This window comes from Lacticaseibacillus daqingensis (assembly GCF_003946115.1).
GTDB lineage: Bacteria > Bacillota > Bacilli > Lactobacillales > Lactobacillaceae > Lacticaseibacillus > Lacticaseibacillus daqingensis.
Map to the genome: position 1 here is coordinate 75,412 of NZ_RHOH01000007.1, position 14,098 is coordinate 89,509.

17 protein-coding genes and 1 tRNA gene are annotated in these 14,098 nt (G+C 59.7%); 3 read left to right on the top strand and 15 right to left on the bottom strand.

All coding sequences use genetic code 11. The features are described from left to right. Positions 1 to 239: 239 nt before the first annotated feature. The 8 genes from EKM88_RS09500 to EKM88_RS09535 all read right to left on the bottom strand — a co-directional run bounded on the left by EKM88_RS09500 (position 240) and on the right by EKM88_RS09535 (position 8,261). Positions 240 to 1,337 carry an alpha-hydroxy-acid oxidizing protein gene (locus EKM88_RS09500; protein ID WP_125705572.1) on the bottom strand — a complete coding sequence of 366 codons (1,098 nt, stop codon included), beginning with the start codon at positions 1,335 to 1,337 and terminating at the stop codon, positions 240 to 242. A 17-nt stretch (positions 1,338 to 1,354) separates the two neighbouring features. Beyond that, a complete protein-coding gene (locus EKM88_RS09505) occupies positions 1,355 to 2,074 on the bottom strand; it encodes a PAS domain-containing protein (protein ID WP_125705574.1) in 720 nt (239 codons plus the stop codon). A 329-nt stretch (positions 2,075 to 2,403) separates the two neighbouring features. Further along, positions 2,404 to 3,702: an adenylosuccinate lyase gene (gene purB, locus EKM88_RS09510; protein ID WP_125705576.1), complete on the bottom strand. Its 1,299-nt coding sequence runs from the start codon at positions 3,700 to 3,702 to the stop codon at positions 2,404 to 2,406. Between the two features lie 57 nt (positions 3,703 to 3,759). After that, complete coding sequence (locus tag EKM88_RS09515; protein WP_125705578.1) at positions 3,760 to 4,872, bottom strand: ATP-grasp domain-containing protein; 1,113 nt, start codon at positions 4,870 to 4,872, stop codon at positions 3,760 to 3,762. A gap of 78 nt (positions 4,873 to 4,950) precedes the next feature. Further along, positions 4,951 to 6,273: a nucleobase:cation symporter-2 family protein gene (locus tag EKM88_RS09520; RefSeq protein WP_164512066.1), complete on the bottom strand. Its 1,323-nt coding sequence runs from the start codon at positions 6,271 to 6,273 to the stop codon at positions 4,951 to 4,953. A gap of 14 nt (positions 6,274 to 6,287) precedes the next feature. Further along, entirely contained in the window at positions 6,288 to 6,863 is a 576-nt protein-coding gene (locus tag EKM88_RS09525; protein ID WP_164512067.1) for a xanthine phosphoribosyltransferase, read from the bottom strand. A 261-nt stretch (positions 6,864 to 7,124) separates the two neighbouring features. Continuing rightward, positions 7,125 to 7,745, bottom strand: coding sequence for a glycoside hydrolase family 73 protein (locus EKM88_RS09530; RefSeq protein WP_125705582.1), 621 nt, complete (start codon positions 7,743 to 7,745; stop codon positions 7,125 to 7,127). A gap of 15 nt (positions 7,746 to 7,760) precedes the next feature. Then, positions 7,761 to 8,261 (bottom strand): hypothetical protein, encoded by a 501-nt coding sequence (locus EKM88_RS09535; protein WP_125705584.1) that lies wholly within the window; start codon positions 8,259 to 8,261, stop codon positions 7,761 to 7,763. Positions 8,262 to 8,356: 95 nt separating this feature from the next. On the opposite strand from EKM88_RS09535, the gene EKM88_RS09540 reads away from it, so the two are divergent. Next, positions 8,357 to 9,319, top strand: coding sequence for a Gfo/Idh/MocA family protein (locus EKM88_RS09540; protein WP_125705585.1), 963 nt, complete (start codon positions 8,357 to 8,359; stop codon positions 9,317 to 9,319). Here EKM88_RS09540 and EKM88_RS09545 read toward each other — a convergent pair. Together EKM88_RS09545 and EKM88_RS09550 are read right to left on the bottom strand one after the other, a co-directional pair. Beyond that, complete coding sequence (locus EKM88_RS09545; RefSeq protein WP_125705588.1) at positions 9,304 to 9,756, bottom strand: GNAT family N-acetyltransferase; 453 nt, start codon at positions 9,754 to 9,756, stop codon at positions 9,304 to 9,306. The genes EKM88_RS09540 and EKM88_RS09545 overlap by 16 nt on opposite strands. Before the next feature lie 113 nt (positions 9,757 to 9,869). Beyond that, entirely contained in the window at positions 9,870 to 10,070 is a 201-nt protein-coding gene (locus EKM88_RS09550) for a cold-shock protein (RefSeq protein ID WP_125705590.1), read from the bottom strand. A gap of 346 nt (positions 10,071 to 10,416) precedes the next feature. Between EKM88_RS09550 and EKM88_RS09555 the strand changes: the two genes are divergently transcribed. Then, on the top strand, positions 10,417 to 11,049 hold the full coding sequence (locus EKM88_RS09555; protein WP_125705592.1) for a hypothetical protein: 633 nt from the start codon (positions 10,417 to 10,419) through the stop codon (positions 11,047 to 11,049). A gap of 49 nt (positions 11,050 to 11,098) precedes the next feature. Here the strand turns inward: EKM88_RS09555 and EKM88_RS09560 are convergent, their stop codons facing one another. The 4 genes from EKM88_RS09560 to EKM88_RS09575 all read right to left on the bottom strand — a co-directional run bounded on the left by EKM88_RS09560 (position 11,099) and on the right by EKM88_RS09575 (position 12,896). Next, positions 11,099 to 11,716, bottom strand: a complete 618-nt coding sequence (locus tag EKM88_RS09560) for an ECF transporter S component (RefSeq protein ID WP_125705594.1) — start codon at positions 11,714 to 11,716, stop codon at positions 11,099 to 11,101. Between the two features lie 195 nt (positions 11,717 to 11,911). Further along, positions 11,912 to 12,370, bottom strand: a complete 459-nt coding sequence (locus EKM88_RS09565) for a DUF2178 domain-containing protein (RefSeq protein ID WP_164512068.1) — start codon at positions 12,368 to 12,370, stop codon at positions 11,912 to 11,914. Continuing rightward, a complete protein-coding gene (locus tag EKM88_RS09570; RefSeq protein WP_125705597.1) occupies positions 12,370 to 12,573 on the bottom strand; it encodes a helix-turn-helix transcriptional regulator in 204 nt (67 codons plus the stop codon). The genes EKM88_RS09565 and EKM88_RS09570 overlap by 1 nt, the downstream gene beginning before the upstream one ends. 238 nt (positions 12,574 to 12,811) lie before the next feature. Further along, positions 12,812 to 12,896 (bottom strand) — tRNA-Leu (locus tag EKM88_RS09575). A 132-nt stretch (positions 12,897 to 13,028) separates the two neighbouring features. On the opposite strand from EKM88_RS09575, the gene EKM88_RS09580 reads away from it, so the two are divergent. Further along, complete coding sequence (locus tag EKM88_RS09580; RefSeq protein ID WP_125705598.1) at positions 13,029 to 13,505, top strand: GNAT family N-acetyltransferase; 477 nt, start codon at positions 13,029 to 13,031, stop codon at positions 13,503 to 13,505. Here EKM88_RS09580 and EKM88_RS09585 read toward each other — a convergent pair. Continuing rightward, positions 13,482 to 13,928 carry a SprT family protein gene (locus tag EKM88_RS09585; RefSeq protein ID WP_125705599.1) on the bottom strand — a complete coding sequence of 149 codons (447 nt, stop codon included), beginning with the start codon at positions 13,926 to 13,928 and terminating at the stop codon, positions 13,482 to 13,484. The genes EKM88_RS09580 and EKM88_RS09585 overlap by 24 nt on opposite strands. Positions 13,929 to 14,098 lie beyond the last annotated feature (170 nt).

Below are 14,098 nucleotides of genomic sequence, written 5' to 3' on the forward strand. Positions count from 1 at the left end.
TACGGTCTAAGTCGGCCTGACATGCGTAGAAAGCCCACCCTTCATAACCGCGCCACTCCGCTCTGGTTCGTCGAGCTGCGTGGCGCAACGCGGAAGCGGCTAGCTACGCCCAAGCACTCGCGCCTTAGTGCGGGCACAAGCGCTTGGGCTAGGCTACCCGTTCCGCTAAGTGCGCGCCACTCCGCTCTGGTATTCAAAAAGCCGGCACGACATGGGGTTGTCGTACCGGCCGGAGGCCATTAGATCTCGAAACTGGTGGTGCATTGCATTTTCTTGACGTCTTCGATCGTCTGGCAGCCGGTGAGCTGCATGGCGATGTAGATTTCCATCTTCAGGTGATCGGCCACCGACTTGACGCCCTGCCAGCCACCCAGGGCAAGGCCGTAGCTGAACGGCCGGCCGACGCCAACCAGGTCGGCGCCCAGCGCCAGCGCCTTGAGCACATGCGTCCCGCGCTGCACCCCGCCGTCGAAGATCACCGGCACGCGGTGATCCACGACCTTGGCGATGGCCGGCAGGCACTCAATGGAACCCGGGGCCCCGTCGAGCTGGCGGCCGCCGTGGTTGGAGACGTAGATCCCCGCCGCACCCGCCTTGATGGCCGCGTCTGCGTCTTCTGGGGTTTGGATCCCCTTGATGATGATCGGGAGCTGGGCGTAATTCGCCAACTTTTCGATCAGGCCGAGGTTGAGCTTTTGCATCGATTCTTTGAACAGGGAGCCGGCCCCGGCGCCACTTTCACCCGTGTTGTAACCAGCGAGGTTGGCGATTTTGCCCTTCAGATGGTAGTGGTTCATGATGTCCATCTCGCGGTAGCCGCCTAGCGTCGAGTCCGCCGTCAGGATGATGGCGCGCGCGTTGGCCTGGCGGGCCTCATCCAGCAGGTACTGGCAGTAGCCCCAGTCCTTGGGCATGTACAGCTGAAACATGTACGGTGCGCCGGCTGAGACCTGTGCCGTCTCGGCAATGGTCTTGGAGGCAAAGGTGCTTTGCGCCATCATGATGCCTGCTTCCTTGGCGCCCTTGGCCAGGCCCAGCTCACCGCTCGGGTGTGCCAGCGAGTTGCCGGCGATCGGTGCGGTCAGTAGCGGAGAGCTCAGCTTTTCACCCAAAAAGGTGGTGCTTTGGTCGGGGTTTTCCACGTTTTGCAGCACCCGCGGTAGCATGTGCACGTCCTTGAAGGCGTTCATGTTGCGCCACTTAGTGTAGCCATCGTCTGCGGCCTCCACAATGTAGCCGAACTCGCCGCGGCCGATCACGGCCTCTGCGCGTTTCTCGAGGCTCTTCAGGTTCAACACGTCAACGGGTTGAACGTTCCCAAAATCTGGTTCTGTCATCGTCTTTTCCTCCCTGTTTAATACTCAGATGCCCCGGTCACGCCGTCCGCTTGACCCGAATCGTTCAGCGGACTGGTCGCCGGTGACTCCGATGCCCCGGCATACGCATCGATGGCATCCGTGCCCGAGTCCTGCGCAGACCCCGTTGCCGGGTGATCGGACGCGCCACTGGTCGCATCCGGCTCAGCGGTCACCGTGCCTGGCAGCGTCTTGTCGGTGGTCTCGGTTTGCGAGGCGCCGGTGTCGGCGTCGCTCGGTTCAACAGCAGGCGTCTGGCCCGTCTTGCCATCCGCCTTGGAAGCACTGGTGGCCGCATCCGCCCAGCCACCGTTGTCGTAGGCCTGCAGAATGGCTTCGACGCTACCGGTGAACTCGATGGTGCCCAAGTAAGTGCCGTCCACGTCACGCAGCGCGTAGTACTGGATCAGCACACGATGGCCGTGCATCACCAGCGGCCGGCTGACGAAATCACGGGAGCCATCCTTGAAACTGGCGATGATCTTGGCCACGATCGGCCAGGCCTTGGCTGGATAACACTTCTGCACGTGTTCACCCAGTGATTGGATCGAGCGCTCATGCTCGCGGTGCGGCTTGTTGGAGAACCAGCTGAAGTGATCCGTGCGGTCGATCAGGTCGATTTCAAAGGGAATGGTGCTAAAAATCTGCTGGATCTCTTCTAGGGTCAATCGCCCGGTGGGAAATTGAACATAAGACTCAATGTATGGACGTGCTGCCATGATACCCCTCCGTTCACTCAATAAATATTGATAGTTAGATAATGTAAACGCTTTATGGGTTCATTGTAGTGGTCTTCCCGCCGTTCGTTAAGCCCGCGACCTATCTAATCCGGCACTCATCCTTATCCATACGCTCACTATCGCACAACCGCTTGGCACGTTTGGGGCTTGCCAATGCTCGGTGCGCACTGATTGTGGCGTGTCTCCCCCACGCACCACACACGCTTGCGAAAACAAGCACAACACCAAACACAACGACGTCCTTTGCCCGACGCCTGACCGGCATACAAAAACGCCCCGCAGCTGCGGGGCGTCGAGGCGAATGTGAATTAGTCGCCAAGGCCAATGCGGGCGAAGATCTCGTCCACATGGCTGAGGTGGTAGTGGTAGTCAAAAGCGTCATCGAGCGCGGCCTGATCGAGTCGGTCGGTCACCTTCGGATCAGCCTCAAGCAGCGCGCGGAAGTCGCGGTGCTCATCCCAGGCTTGCGCGGTTTTGGGCTGCACTAGGTCGTAGGCTGCTTCGCGGCTCAGGCCGCTTTCGATCAGCTTAAGCATCACCCGCTGGCTGAAGATCAGCCCATGCGTCTTGTTCATGTTGGCGATCATCGCGTCTGGGAAGACGTCGAGGTTGGCAATGATGCGGGTAAAGCGATGCAGGATGTAATCCAACAATCCGGTGGCGTCTGGCAACATCATGCGTTCAGCGCTGGAGTGGGAAATGTCGCGCTCGTGCCAGAGGTTAACGTCTTCCAGAGCCGGAATGCTGTAGCCACGCACGATGCGGGCCAGACCGGAGACATTCTCGGAGCCGATCGGGTTGCGCTTGTGCGGCATCGCGCTAGAGCCTTTTTGCCCGGCGTTGAAGTGTTCCTCAACTTCGTGGACTTCGGTACGCTGCATGTGGCGCACCTGCGTGGCAAAGCGCTCAACGGAGGTCGCGATCAGGCCCAGTGTCTGAATGTACCGGGCGTGGAGGTCACGCGGCAGCACCTGCGTGGAGATCTCCTGCGCGCGGATGCCGAGGTGTGCGGTCACGTAAGCTTCAACGGCTGGCGGCGTGTTGGCAAACGTGCCCACGGCGCCGGAGATCTTGCCGGCTTCGACTTCGGCCGCGGCTTCGTCGAAGCGGTCAAGGTTGCGCTTCATCTCGGAGTACCAGGTCGCCACAACCAGCCCGAAGGTGGTCGGCTCGGCGTGCACGCCGTGGGTCCGCCCCATCATCGGCGTGTGCTTGTAGGCCTTGGCCAGCGTTGCCAGTGCCTCGGTCAGCGCCACCAGGTCTTCGCGCAAAATGGCGTTGGCCTGCTTAAGGACGTAGCCCTGCGCCGTGTCCACCACGTCGGTGCTGGTCAGACCGAAGTGCACCCACTTCTTCTCCGCGCCGAGGGACTCGGACACCGTACGGGTGAACGCCACGACGTCATGGCGCGTCACGGCTTCGATTTCGTGAATGCGATCCACGGTGAAAGTGGCGTTTTGGCGCAGCGCCTGCACGTCTTCTGCCGGGATCTCACCCAGCGTTGACCAGGCTTCGGCCGCCAAGATCTCAACTTCAAGCCATGCTTTGTAACGGTTCTCTTCGGTCCACACCGCCGCCATCTCGGGGCGACTGTAACGGTCGATCATACGAAAAATCCTCCTTGTGGGTTCTATCGTCGGGTCAACTTGACCGCACGGGTCAAGTTACAGTGTCAGGTGAAAATGATCCGTTGCGTCCAATGCCTGCTGCACCGTGGCCGGGCCGCCGAACAAGGCGAGCTCACCGACAAGTGCGGCACCACTGGGGTAAAACTGAAATTGCCAGTCTGGTTTGATCTGGAGCTGGGTCATGGCCGCCGCGCGGTCCGCTTCACGCAGCGGCACCAGCGCCCCCGGTCGGCGAACCGTGACCTCTGGTAGCGGCCAGCCGAGCAGCGCCCGCAGGTGCAGCTCATCCAGCGAGCGGCCGGCAGTGGGCGCGAGCACATGCCCGCTGAGCTGTGGCCCCGGGAAGACCCGTTTGACGTACAGCGTCTGGTTGGCGGCCAAAAACAGCTCGACGCCGAACACGCCGGTGTAGCTGAGCCGCTGGGCGATCACGCGCGCGATGCGTTCGATTTCATGGGTGACCGCGATCCCGCCGGTTGCCGGCACCACCGCCGCCTGCAACTCATGGTTGGCAAAAACGGTTTGGACCACCGGCATCACGCGGATGGTCGCCTCGCTTTTGGCCACCGCCACGGCAAACTCACGCGGCGATTCGAGCCAAGCCTCCAGCACGTACGGGCGCGCCGCCATCACGGCCGCTGCCCGGGTAACGTCTTCAGGCGTGCGCAGCAGCAACTGCTGGTCGGCCCCGATACCCTTTTGGATCGGCTTGAGAATCGCGGGGAAGCCCACTGATTCGATGGCCTTGGTGATATCGCCGGCCGTGACCACTTGCGCGTATGGCAGGATATTCATGTTCAGGTCATCAAGGAAGACTTTTTCCAGGTACCGGTCCTGCGTCACCGCCAGGATGTCCACCCCGGACGGCAACTGGCGCGCCGTGGTCAGCTCCGCCAGCGCATCCCCATCGACGTTCTCGTCCATGTAGGTGATCACCGTTGCCACCTCGGCCACCCGGGCCAGTGCGGCGGCGTCTTGCGCCGCGCCGGTGACGGCCATGTCGGCCACCTCAAGGGCAATGTCCTTGGGATCCGACGCCAAAACCACGGTGTTCAGCCCCAACTGCTTCGCGACGGCCACCAGGCGGTAGGCGCGCACGCCGCCTCCGATAATGCCCAGCACGGCGCCTGGCCGGATAAATTCTGTCATACTTCTGCCTCCTCGCGCCGACCACTGTCGACCCGTATTAGCTTCTATTGTAACGACATCGCCGCGCAGATAATAGTCCTAATCCTTCTCGTTGAGGCCATCTTTGATGTCCAAGTCCGGTTGCGCGTGCTTGGCGTTAAACAGCACATTCAGCCCCACGGCGCTAATGGAAGCCATCAGAATGCCTGAGGAGAACAGCAGCTGCGCGGTTTTAGGCAAAAACTGCACGATGTCGGGCTGGACTGTGACCCCGAGGCCCAGGCCGATGGAGATGGCCGCGACCAGCAGGTTCTTGTCGTTGTGAAAATCCACTTGCTGCAGCATGCGCACGCCTTGAACGGCCACCATGCCAAACATCACGAGCATTGCGCCCCCCAGCACTGGTGCCGGAATGATGGTGGCCAAGGCGCCCACCTTCGGCAACAGGCCCAGGAGCACCAGGAAGATGGCCGAAAAGACCACCGGCTTGCGCGTCTTGATGCCGGACAGCTGCACCAGCCCCACGTTTTGGGAGAAGGTAGTGTACGGGAAGGTGTTAAAAATCCCGCCCAACAGCACGGCCAGTCCCTCGGCGCGGTAACCACGCTTCAGGTCATCCGCCTCAATGCGCTGGCCCACCACGTCACCCAGGGCGAAGAACACGCCGGTGGATTCCACCATGGACACGAGGGAGATCAGGATCATGGTGACGATGGAGCTCCACTCAAAGTGCGGCACCCCGAAGTAAAACGGCGTTGGCACGTGGAACCAGCTCGCCTCCAGCACCGGCTGAAAACTGACCATGCCCATGAAGCCGGCCAGCACAGTGCCGGCGATCAGGCCGATCAGGATGGCGATCGACCGCACGAAGCCGCGGCCCCAGACGTTAAAGGCCAGGATCAACAGCACGGTGAAGGCGCCGACGCCCAGATTGGCCATGCTCCCAAAGCTCTTGGCCGCGGTGTCCCCACCGCCAAGGTTCTGGAACGCCACCGGGATCAGGGACAGCCCGATCACCGTGATCAACGTGCCCGTCACCAGCGGCGGGAAGAAGCGGCGAAGCTTCGCGAAGGTGCCAGAGATCAGGAAGACGAACAGCCCGGCCGCGATGATCGCCCCGTACATCGTCTGAAAATCGAACTTCTGCCCGATCATGATCAACGGCGCTACGGCTTGAACGGCACACCCTAAGACCACGGGCAGGCCGATTCCAAAGAAGCGGTTGGCAAAGATCTGAAGGGCCGTTGCGACCCCACACATGAAAATGTCGATGGACACCAAGTAGGTCATCTGCTCGGTGGTGAAGTGAAGCGAGGCCCCGATCAGGATCGGGACCAAAACGGCCCCGGAGTACATGGCCAGCAGGTGCTGAAGCCCTAAGACGGCGGCCTTTGGGGCGGAAATGTCCGGTTGTTTCTTCACGATGGCCTCCTATCCTAGTCCTGAGCGAAAACGACTTGGCCGTTTTCAAACGCCGCGATGCGCGCCAAGGATTCCACGTGGATGTCGCGCTCGTCCAGGAGCTTGCGGCCCTTCTGGAACGTCTTTTCGATCACGATGCCCACGCCAGCCAACGATGCGCCGGCCTGACCGATGATGTCGATCAGGCCCTCGACCGCCTGCCCGTTGGCGAGGAAGTCGTCAATGATGAGCACGGTGTCATCCGCACTGAGGAACTTCTCGGCGATGGCGATCATGTTCGCCGTTTTCTTGGTGAATGAGTAAACCTCTGCGGTGTACAGGTTGTCCTTCAGGGTCAGCGATTTGTGTTTGCGCGCGAAGACCACCGGCACGTGGAACTGCATCCCCGCGGCCAAAGCTGGGGCAATGCCCGAGCTTTCAACGGTCAGGATCTTCGTGATTTTCGTGTCCTTGAAGCGGGCGTAAAATTCCGCCCCCAGCGCCGCCATCAAGTCCGGGTCGATCTGATGGTTCAGGAAGTTATCCACCTTCAAGACATCTTCCCCCAACACTTGCCCGTCATTCTTGATTCGGTCTTCCAGTAATTTCACCAGTTCGCACATCCTTTTCCAAGAGTTAAATTTTACAAATTCTACCACAGATCCGCAGGTCGCACAACGCGTCTTTCGGAAACTGAGCGATCCCCCATCGGCTTCATTCACCGCAAAAACCGCTTTTAGGCGCGTGATAGCGCTTGTTCGACCCGATTTTCGGGCAAAAAAATAAAACCCGGATCATTCGGGTTTTAAGTCGGGTTGCTTATTTTTGCCAATCATTCATCCGGTTCAACCCGGAAGCGTTCGGCCATCGCGCTAATCTAAGCGATTGAGGTCGTATGTTTCAACGACCCGGATCAGCTTCTCCGGGTAATCCGGATCGGTCGCATAACCGCCGGCTTTGAGCGCGTAGGCCGCCGTCTTGTAGTCTTTGGCCTGGCGCACCGCCAGGTACTGGTTAGCGTTCCAAGCGGTCCCGTTGACAAAGAGCAAGGCGTGGGCCTTCATTGAGGCCACATCGCTGTCGTACACCCTGAAGCGCGCCTTGACCGTCACCCATTGGCCGTTCACGTACTCCTTGGTCGCCAGGAGCTTGGTGGTCGCCGGGTCACTGCCCTTGATGCCAAACAGATTATGGTACTGGCTGGCCAACGTCGAGTGGCCCCAGTCGGACTCAAGGATGGCTTGCGCCAGTGTGATGCTGGGCAGCACCGCGTACTCTTTTTGCAAGGCCTGCGCATACGGGGCCAGACGGTCAATGAACGCGTCCTTCGCCGCCGCGGCGGCCTGGCTTTCGCTTGCGGCCAGCTGTTGCTGGCGCGCGGCTTCCCGGCGCACCATCAGCGTCTGCACGCCAACGATCCCGACACAGATCATCAAAATTGCGATCACAATGCTTAACCCGATTGGGAGCTGGTGCTTGCGGCGCTTCGCCATAGTTGCCTCTTTCGTTTACTTGGGCTGAGGGGCCGGCAGTTGCGCGGCCGCCCACGTCAATAGGTCTAATTTCTTGGTGGCCAGTTGCTGGGCTACCGGCTTGGGCACTACGAAATCAAGGATGTCCTCCAGGCCGTGAACGCCATAGGTGCGCTTGATCCTAAGGTGGTGCGCCAGCGTCCCGTTCGGCTGAGGCACCTGCGTCATCGCAGTGGTCACCTTCGCGTTGGCCAGCCAGGCCATGGCGATCGTCGCCTTGGCGTTTTGGTAGCGCCAGGTCACGCCTTGCTCACTGCGCGCCGTTTCCTCAAGCACCGCCACCTTTTGGGCCAGCATCCATTCGTAATCCGTGAAGAGGTAGCGCAATTTTTGCCGCTGAACATCTGTCAGCGCGGCGTCACCGGCCAAAACGGCGGCAATCGGCACGTGCAGCTGGTCCACCAGCTGCGCACGGCCCTCACCATCCCGGGTCTGAAGCGTTAATGCGGCTAATTCAAGTAATGTCTGATCATTCACCTTAATCACCTCTGTTTCTATTGTACCAGAGCCTTCCGCAAGTGGTACCATGAAGGCGGCGATTGTGCCGCATCTGTCATTCAAGGAGGATCACCATGACCACATATAACTGGGGCATCATCGGACTGGGCGGTATCGGCAGCCAGTTCGCCGCCCACTTACCCAAAGACCAGACGCTGTACGGTGTGGCCGCACACGACCCGGCGCGCGCCGCCGCCTTTGCCAAACAGTACCACGCGCAGCACGCCTTCGCGGATTACGCGGCCCTGTTTGCCGATCCCAAGATCGACATCGTCTACGTGGCCACGACCCACAACTTCCACTACGAGAACATCAAGGCGGCCCTGACGGCAGGCAAGCACGTTCTGGCGGAAAAGGCGATCGTGCTGAACCTCACCCAACTGGATGAGCTGATCGCGCTGGCTGCCGCCAAGAACCTGATCCTGATGGAGGCGCAGACGATCTACCACATGCCGCTGTACCCGACACTCACGGCCTTCGCGCAGCGCCAGCAGCTGGGCCAGCTCAAAACCATCGATGTCACCTTTGGCTCGTACGCCAAAGGAAAGCCGAACAGCCGCCTGTACGACCCGGCACTTGGCGGCGGCGCCATGCTCGACATTGGCGTCTACGCGCTGAGTTTTGCCCGGCGCTTCCTGAGCGCCGCACCAAAGCTCGTCGCCACCCAGTGGACCCCGACCACCACCGGGGTGGATGGGCAAAGCGTCTTGATGCTCAACAACGCCAACCACGAAATGGTCAACGTTGCGCTCAACCTAGAAGCCCGCATGCCTAAGCGGGGGGTGGTCGCTTACAGCGAAGGCTACTTCACCGTTGATCAGTACCCACGCAGCCAGGAGGCGATTTTCACCACCCCTGATCAGCTCAACGCCCCGATCACGGCCGACCTGACCGAAGACGCCTTGGCCTACGAAGCCACGGACATGGCCGAAGCCGTCACCACCGGGGTCAACCCGACACTGGCCTGGACTCGCGACGTCATGGCCATCATGACCGAAGCGCGCACGGCGTGGGGCTTCCGCTACCCCAACGAGTAGTCCAACAGCACCATGTCCCGCAATGGGACACCGTTGACCCGCGGGGTCGGCGCATAGGCCGCAAAAAAGTTGGGCCGCACGCCGCAAATGTGAAACCCGTTGCGCTGGTAAAAGCGCAGGTTGCGCACCTCTGCATCACCGGTGCCCACCAGCATGCGGGCCGCCTGTCCCCGGTAGTGATGCACCAAAAACTGAAGCATTGCAGAACCGCGCCCATGCCCCTGTTTGTCGGGGCTGACGGCGAGGTTTTTTAGTTCCAGCGTGGTCGCGTCACAGCGCACGACCAAGGCGCAACACACCAGTGCCCCGGCTTCAAGGCCGGCCCACAGCGTGCCAGCCATCTCGTACTGCGCCAGCATGACGGGGTCTTCATCGCCCACCAACAGCAGCTGATGCGCCAGGCGCCGCTGGTGGCCCGTCCACGGTTCAATTTGCATGGCGCGCCTCCTTTCTTTCGGTCATTCTAGCACGGTTGTCGGGCGAACGGGGCCGCGCGCACCAAAAAAGGGTCAAGCAATCGCCTGACCCCCTTTGCCATTAATGGCCGAAATTAGTCTTTGTTGACGTTGACCGCCTGTGGGCCGCGATCGCTTTGTTCAACATCGAAGGTCACTGCTTGACCTTCTTCGAGCGTCTTGTAGCCGTCACCCTGAATTGCAGAGAAGTGAACGAATACATCAGAGCCGTCTTCGCGCGTCACGAAGCCGTAACCTTTTTCTGCGTTGAACCATTTAACTGTGCCGTGTTCCATGAATGAACATCCTCCTTGCGCCAAAGCGCGTTTTGATAAAATTGTCTTTTTGGGTAGGTGCTGCCGATTGCAGGTGCGATCTCGGACGCCATTCAAAAAGTACTCTTAAATTCTAGCACCATCCCAAAAAGCGTTCAAGAAGCGCGGCAAAATAATCACGATTCGGGTCGAATTACCGAACAAACAGCCATTTTTTATAAAAGCATTAATTAACTGTCGCGACAGCAATGCTTCCGAACAAATTGGCGGCGCTTTCTTGACCCTGTACGGCGTGCTCGGCGCGGGGCTGGTAATTCACGGATAAATCGGCTACGATTGACTTACCGATAGAAGGGGGCCACCACCATTGAAAAAACTACTCCTCTGGTTACTCGGCGGGCTCGTCTTGCTGGCGGGTTGCAGCAGCCAAGTCTTCGACCAACAAACCCAGTTGAAGGAAGCCACCGCCACCGTGATCACCCAGGTGGCAAAGGAACGGGCAGCGATCGCCGTGGTGGACGAGACTGCCTCGGCGTTCCCTTCCACATTTCAAAAAGCCTATGCCAGCGATCCGACCCATGACTTTGCCACCACAGGGGCAGTCGCCGCACTGGTGACCAAGCGCAAGGCAGCGTTCACGCAACTTGAAGCGGCGCATAAGCAGCTAGAGGCGGCCATCACCAAACTGACCAAGCTCAGCTCACAGGCCAATGACAACCTGCCGCGCACGGCCTTGACCAATGCGCTGGACAGCCTGAAGCTCGCCAAGCTCGACCACAAGACCTTTGACGCTTACTACAGCGAACTAGGCAGCGCCCAGACCCTGTTTTTCGATCAAGTGAGCGCGGCCCCCGACCGTGAAACGGTCGATGCCGCCTTGTCGCGTCTGAATCAGTACGCCAGCTCGCTGAGTCAGCAGGCTGACATCGTCACGGCCAACTTGGAAACGGTCGCGGCCCAAGCCAAAACGCTCCAAAAGGCGATCAACGAAATGGACTAAACGAAACGGGCCGCCCTCACAAGTTGAGGGCGACCCGTTTTGAGTTGTGCTAAGCCTTGCGGTGCCGGTGCTGCACCTGCAGCAACACGGTCCCCAGGATCGGCGTGACCACCGCGGCCATCGCCGCTTCGGCCATGGCGTTGATGGCTAGGGCCGCGATCAGCAGCCAACCCAAGTTGCTGGCATCAGCCCCAGGTACGACTTGCGCGGCGCGACTGGCAAAAAACAGCCAGGTAAAGCCGATCACCAGCCCTGTGTTAGTCAAGGCACCGGCCACGCCGGCCGCCACCATTTTGACTGTCGCGCCGGTGCCGGTACGCACGTTTTTGGCGATGTAGTTGAAGACCAGCGCCGCCACAATGCCCACCATCACACGCGGCACGATCGCGATCACCGGATTTTGGAATAGCAACAGCGTCATCGGATCCGTTGCGCTGGTGTAGGCCTTGATCAAACTAATGGTGCCCCACAGCAGTCCCAGCCCTGCGCCGCCGCGCACGCCCAGCAACACCCCACCGAGGATGACCGTCAGGTGAATGGTCGAAATTGCCGGCCACGCGGGAAAGATGCGAATATAGCCAATCATCGGAATGTACGCTTGCAAGATAATCAGCGCCCCGAAAACACCGAGGATGCTGATCGTGTACGAAGACCCCTTGCGTGTCATGATGTCCCTCCCAGTCTGAACTTGATGCCGCCTATGATACCAAAAAGGTGAGGGCTTGACTAGCACAACGGCCTGATCTGAACCCAGAATCAGTGGTCGAGCCCCTGATCCCCGCCAATTCAGGGGCGTTACCTGATCATGCCTTACCCTGGCGCAAAACCATCATTTCACGAGCCGCACCGGTGGCCGGCTGACCTAAAGTCGCCGATCGTAGTAAAACCAAAACGCGATAAACGTGACACAATAGACCATGAGCAACGCCCCAAACGCCGCAATCATGATGACTCGAAAATCCATCGCTTGGACTCGCGGATCGATCCCAAAAACCGCTGTGACTGCCAACAGGAGGATGGCCAGCGTCACCACCACTTGCAGGGTGCGCTGCGCAGTCCTGAAGGAAATCAACCGTTCGCGCTCATCTGCGGCACTCGCCTCTCCGCTTGTCAGTCTGAAGTGCGGGTCACGCCGATGCTCGCGGTAACGAATGAGGCCAAAACCGATCATCCACCCCACAAACGCGAAGCTTGGCCACCCGAATTCAAACATCACCCGGGTCGCGCCCACCACGGACCGCTGCATGAAATCAAGCGCCGTGAGCGTAAATAAAAGAAACATGACCGCATTGCCGCCTTGTTCAATCACAATTTTTCTCATCATTCTTCCTCCAATGCGAACAGATCATTGACCTCGACATTCAGTGCCTGCGCAAGTAACAAGCCGAGTGTCAGCGACGGGGAATAGTTGCCCTTTTCCAGTGAGATGATCGTCCGTCTCGTCACACCCACTTTTTGGGCCAGTTCTGCCTGCGTCAAACCGCGGGCTTTACGTTGCGCCGCGACGCGATTGCGTAGTCTCATTATCGCCTCCGTGTGAAGTTAACTTCACCAACATTAAATCACGTCGCCCAGGTGAAGTCAACTACACATTTGGTCATTTGGCGCGCTGCGCTTAACGCCAGACCCACACCGCACCGATTGCGGCCAGAAAAAGGCGCCAACAGACAAGCTGCCTATCAACTCCAAAAATTGTCGCGCCAAAAAACCCCTCAACCATTATCGGTTGAGGGGTTCATCCGAGACGTAAACCGTCCTAAAATGCGGGCAAGAAGACTCGAACTTCCACGGGCGCAATGCCCACAAGATCCTTAATCTTGCGCGTCTACCAGTTCCGCCATGCCCGCATGACTCATAAGCACAAGAAATAGTATATTAGGCGCGACGCCTAATGTCAACGCCTTTTCGCCTAAATTGTGGCGAAAAGCCCTTCCCCCGTGCAAAGTGCGCTGCATCCTGGGCATAATAGAGGAAAATCATTGAAAGAAGGACTGCTCATGATTCGCTTGGCCACGCGCGCCGACCTCCCGGCCCTCATGGGGCTGGCCGCCGCCTTGACACAAGAAATGGCGACGCTGGCACCTCAAACCATCCAACCTGCCGCATCAGACGCTGAGGACTTCGCCGCCTACCTCGATGATCCGGCCAGCGCCGTGTTTGTGAACGTGGCCGGTGCAACGATCACCGGCTTTGCCCGGGTGGTGACCGCCACCACCAGCACAGAAGCAACCAGCGTCTTCCACCGGTTCGCCTACCTGATCGACCTGTACGTCGCGCCTACCGCGCGCCGCCAGGGCCATGGCCAGCAACTACTCACAGCCATCCAGGATTGGGGCCAAGCGCTTCAGCTCGACTTCATCCAGCTCAACGTGTTGGCGGCCAACGACGCGGCGCGCGCGTTCTACGCGCGCCACGACTTCGTGGCCAGTTGGCTAACCCTCCAGCGGCCCCTCTAGCCGGTGGCCGCACCGGCCGCACGCGTAGCGGCTCAGGTTGAGCCGGCGCTGGCGCAGGTACTCGGTGCCGCACTGCGGACAACAATACCGGTAGCGGACCGGTGTGGCGGTAAGGCGCGGCGCGTACCGCAGCCCACCGACTTGGGTGAGCAGTTGCTTAAAGTCCGCGTCGCGGTGTTTGTAGCCGCGCCGGGCGCGGTACAGGTGGTAGTGGCACAGCTCGTGCTTGATGATGCCGGCCTGCACGGTTGCATCGCTTGCCGCAAACAGGGTCGGGTTAAAGTCCAAGTGCCCATCGCCGAGGTGAAAGCGCCCGCCGGTGGTGCGTAGCCGCGCGTTGAAGCGCGCCTGATTCACAAAGGGTTGATGAAACGCCTGGAGGGACACCTGCTCCACGAGGCGTTGCAAGTCTTGATCGGTCATGCGGTCACTGTATCACAAAACGGCCAACCGGCCAAACTTGAATCCGCGCCACCGCACCCCTGATAATAAAGGAAGGACGGTGGCAATTTGCGTGCCATCCGAATGAGAAAAGCCAATCAATCTTGCCAGAATTACTAGTTTTTTTCGGAGCCACCCGTTACAATAAGGCC

What these genes read in the sequence shown, in the direction of transcription:
- purB (WP_125705576.1), bottom strand. Translation starts at nt 3,702, where the DNA reads ATGATCGACCGTTACAGTCGCCCCGAGATGGCGGCGGTGTGGACCGAA.
- EKM88_RS09585 (WP_125705599.1), bottom strand. Translation starts at nt 13,928, where the DNA reads ATGACCGATCAAGACTTGCAACGCCTCGTGGAGCAGGTGTCCCTCCAG.
- EKM88_RS09565 (WP_164512068.1), bottom strand. Translation starts at nt 12,370, where the DNA reads ATGAGAAAAATTGTGATTGAACAAGGCGGCAATGCGGTCATGTTTCTT.
- EKM88_RS09570 (WP_125705597.1), bottom strand. Translation starts at nt 12,573, where the DNA reads ATGAGACTACGCAATCGCGTCGCGGCGCAACGTAAAGCCCGCGGTTTG.
- EKM88_RS09530 (WP_125705582.1), bottom strand. Translation starts at nt 7,745, where the DNA reads ATGGCGAAGCGCCGCAAGCACCAGCTCCCAATCGGGTTAAGCATTGTG.
- EKM88_RS09545 (WP_125705588.1), bottom strand. Translation starts at nt 9,756, where the DNA reads ATGCAAATTGAACCGTGGACGGGCCACCAGCGGCGCCTGGCGCATCAG.
- EKM88_RS09515 (WP_125705578.1), bottom strand. Translation starts at nt 4,872, where the DNA reads ATGACAGAATTTATCCGGCCAGGCGCCGTGCTGGGCATTATCGGAGGC.
- EKM88_RS09560 (WP_125705594.1), bottom strand. Translation starts at nt 11,716, where the DNA reads ATGACACGCAAGGGGTCTTCGTACACGATCAGCATCCTCGGTGTTTTC.
- EKM88_RS09505 (WP_125705574.1), bottom strand. Translation starts at nt 2,074, where the DNA reads ATGGCAGCACGTCCATACATTGAGTCTTATGTTCAATTTCCCACCGGG.
- EKM88_RS09500 (WP_125705572.1), bottom strand. Translation starts at nt 1,337, where the DNA reads ATGACAGAACCAGATTTTGGGAACGTTCAACCCGTTGACGTGTTGAAC.
- EKM88_RS09540 (WP_125705585.1), top strand. Translation starts at nt 8,357, where the DNA reads ATGACCACATATAACTGGGGCATCATCGGACTGGGCGGTATCGGCAGC.
- EKM88_RS09550 (WP_125705590.1), bottom strand. Translation starts at nt 10,070, where the DNA reads ATGGAACACGGCACAGTTAAATGGTTCAACGCAGAAAAAGGTTACGGC.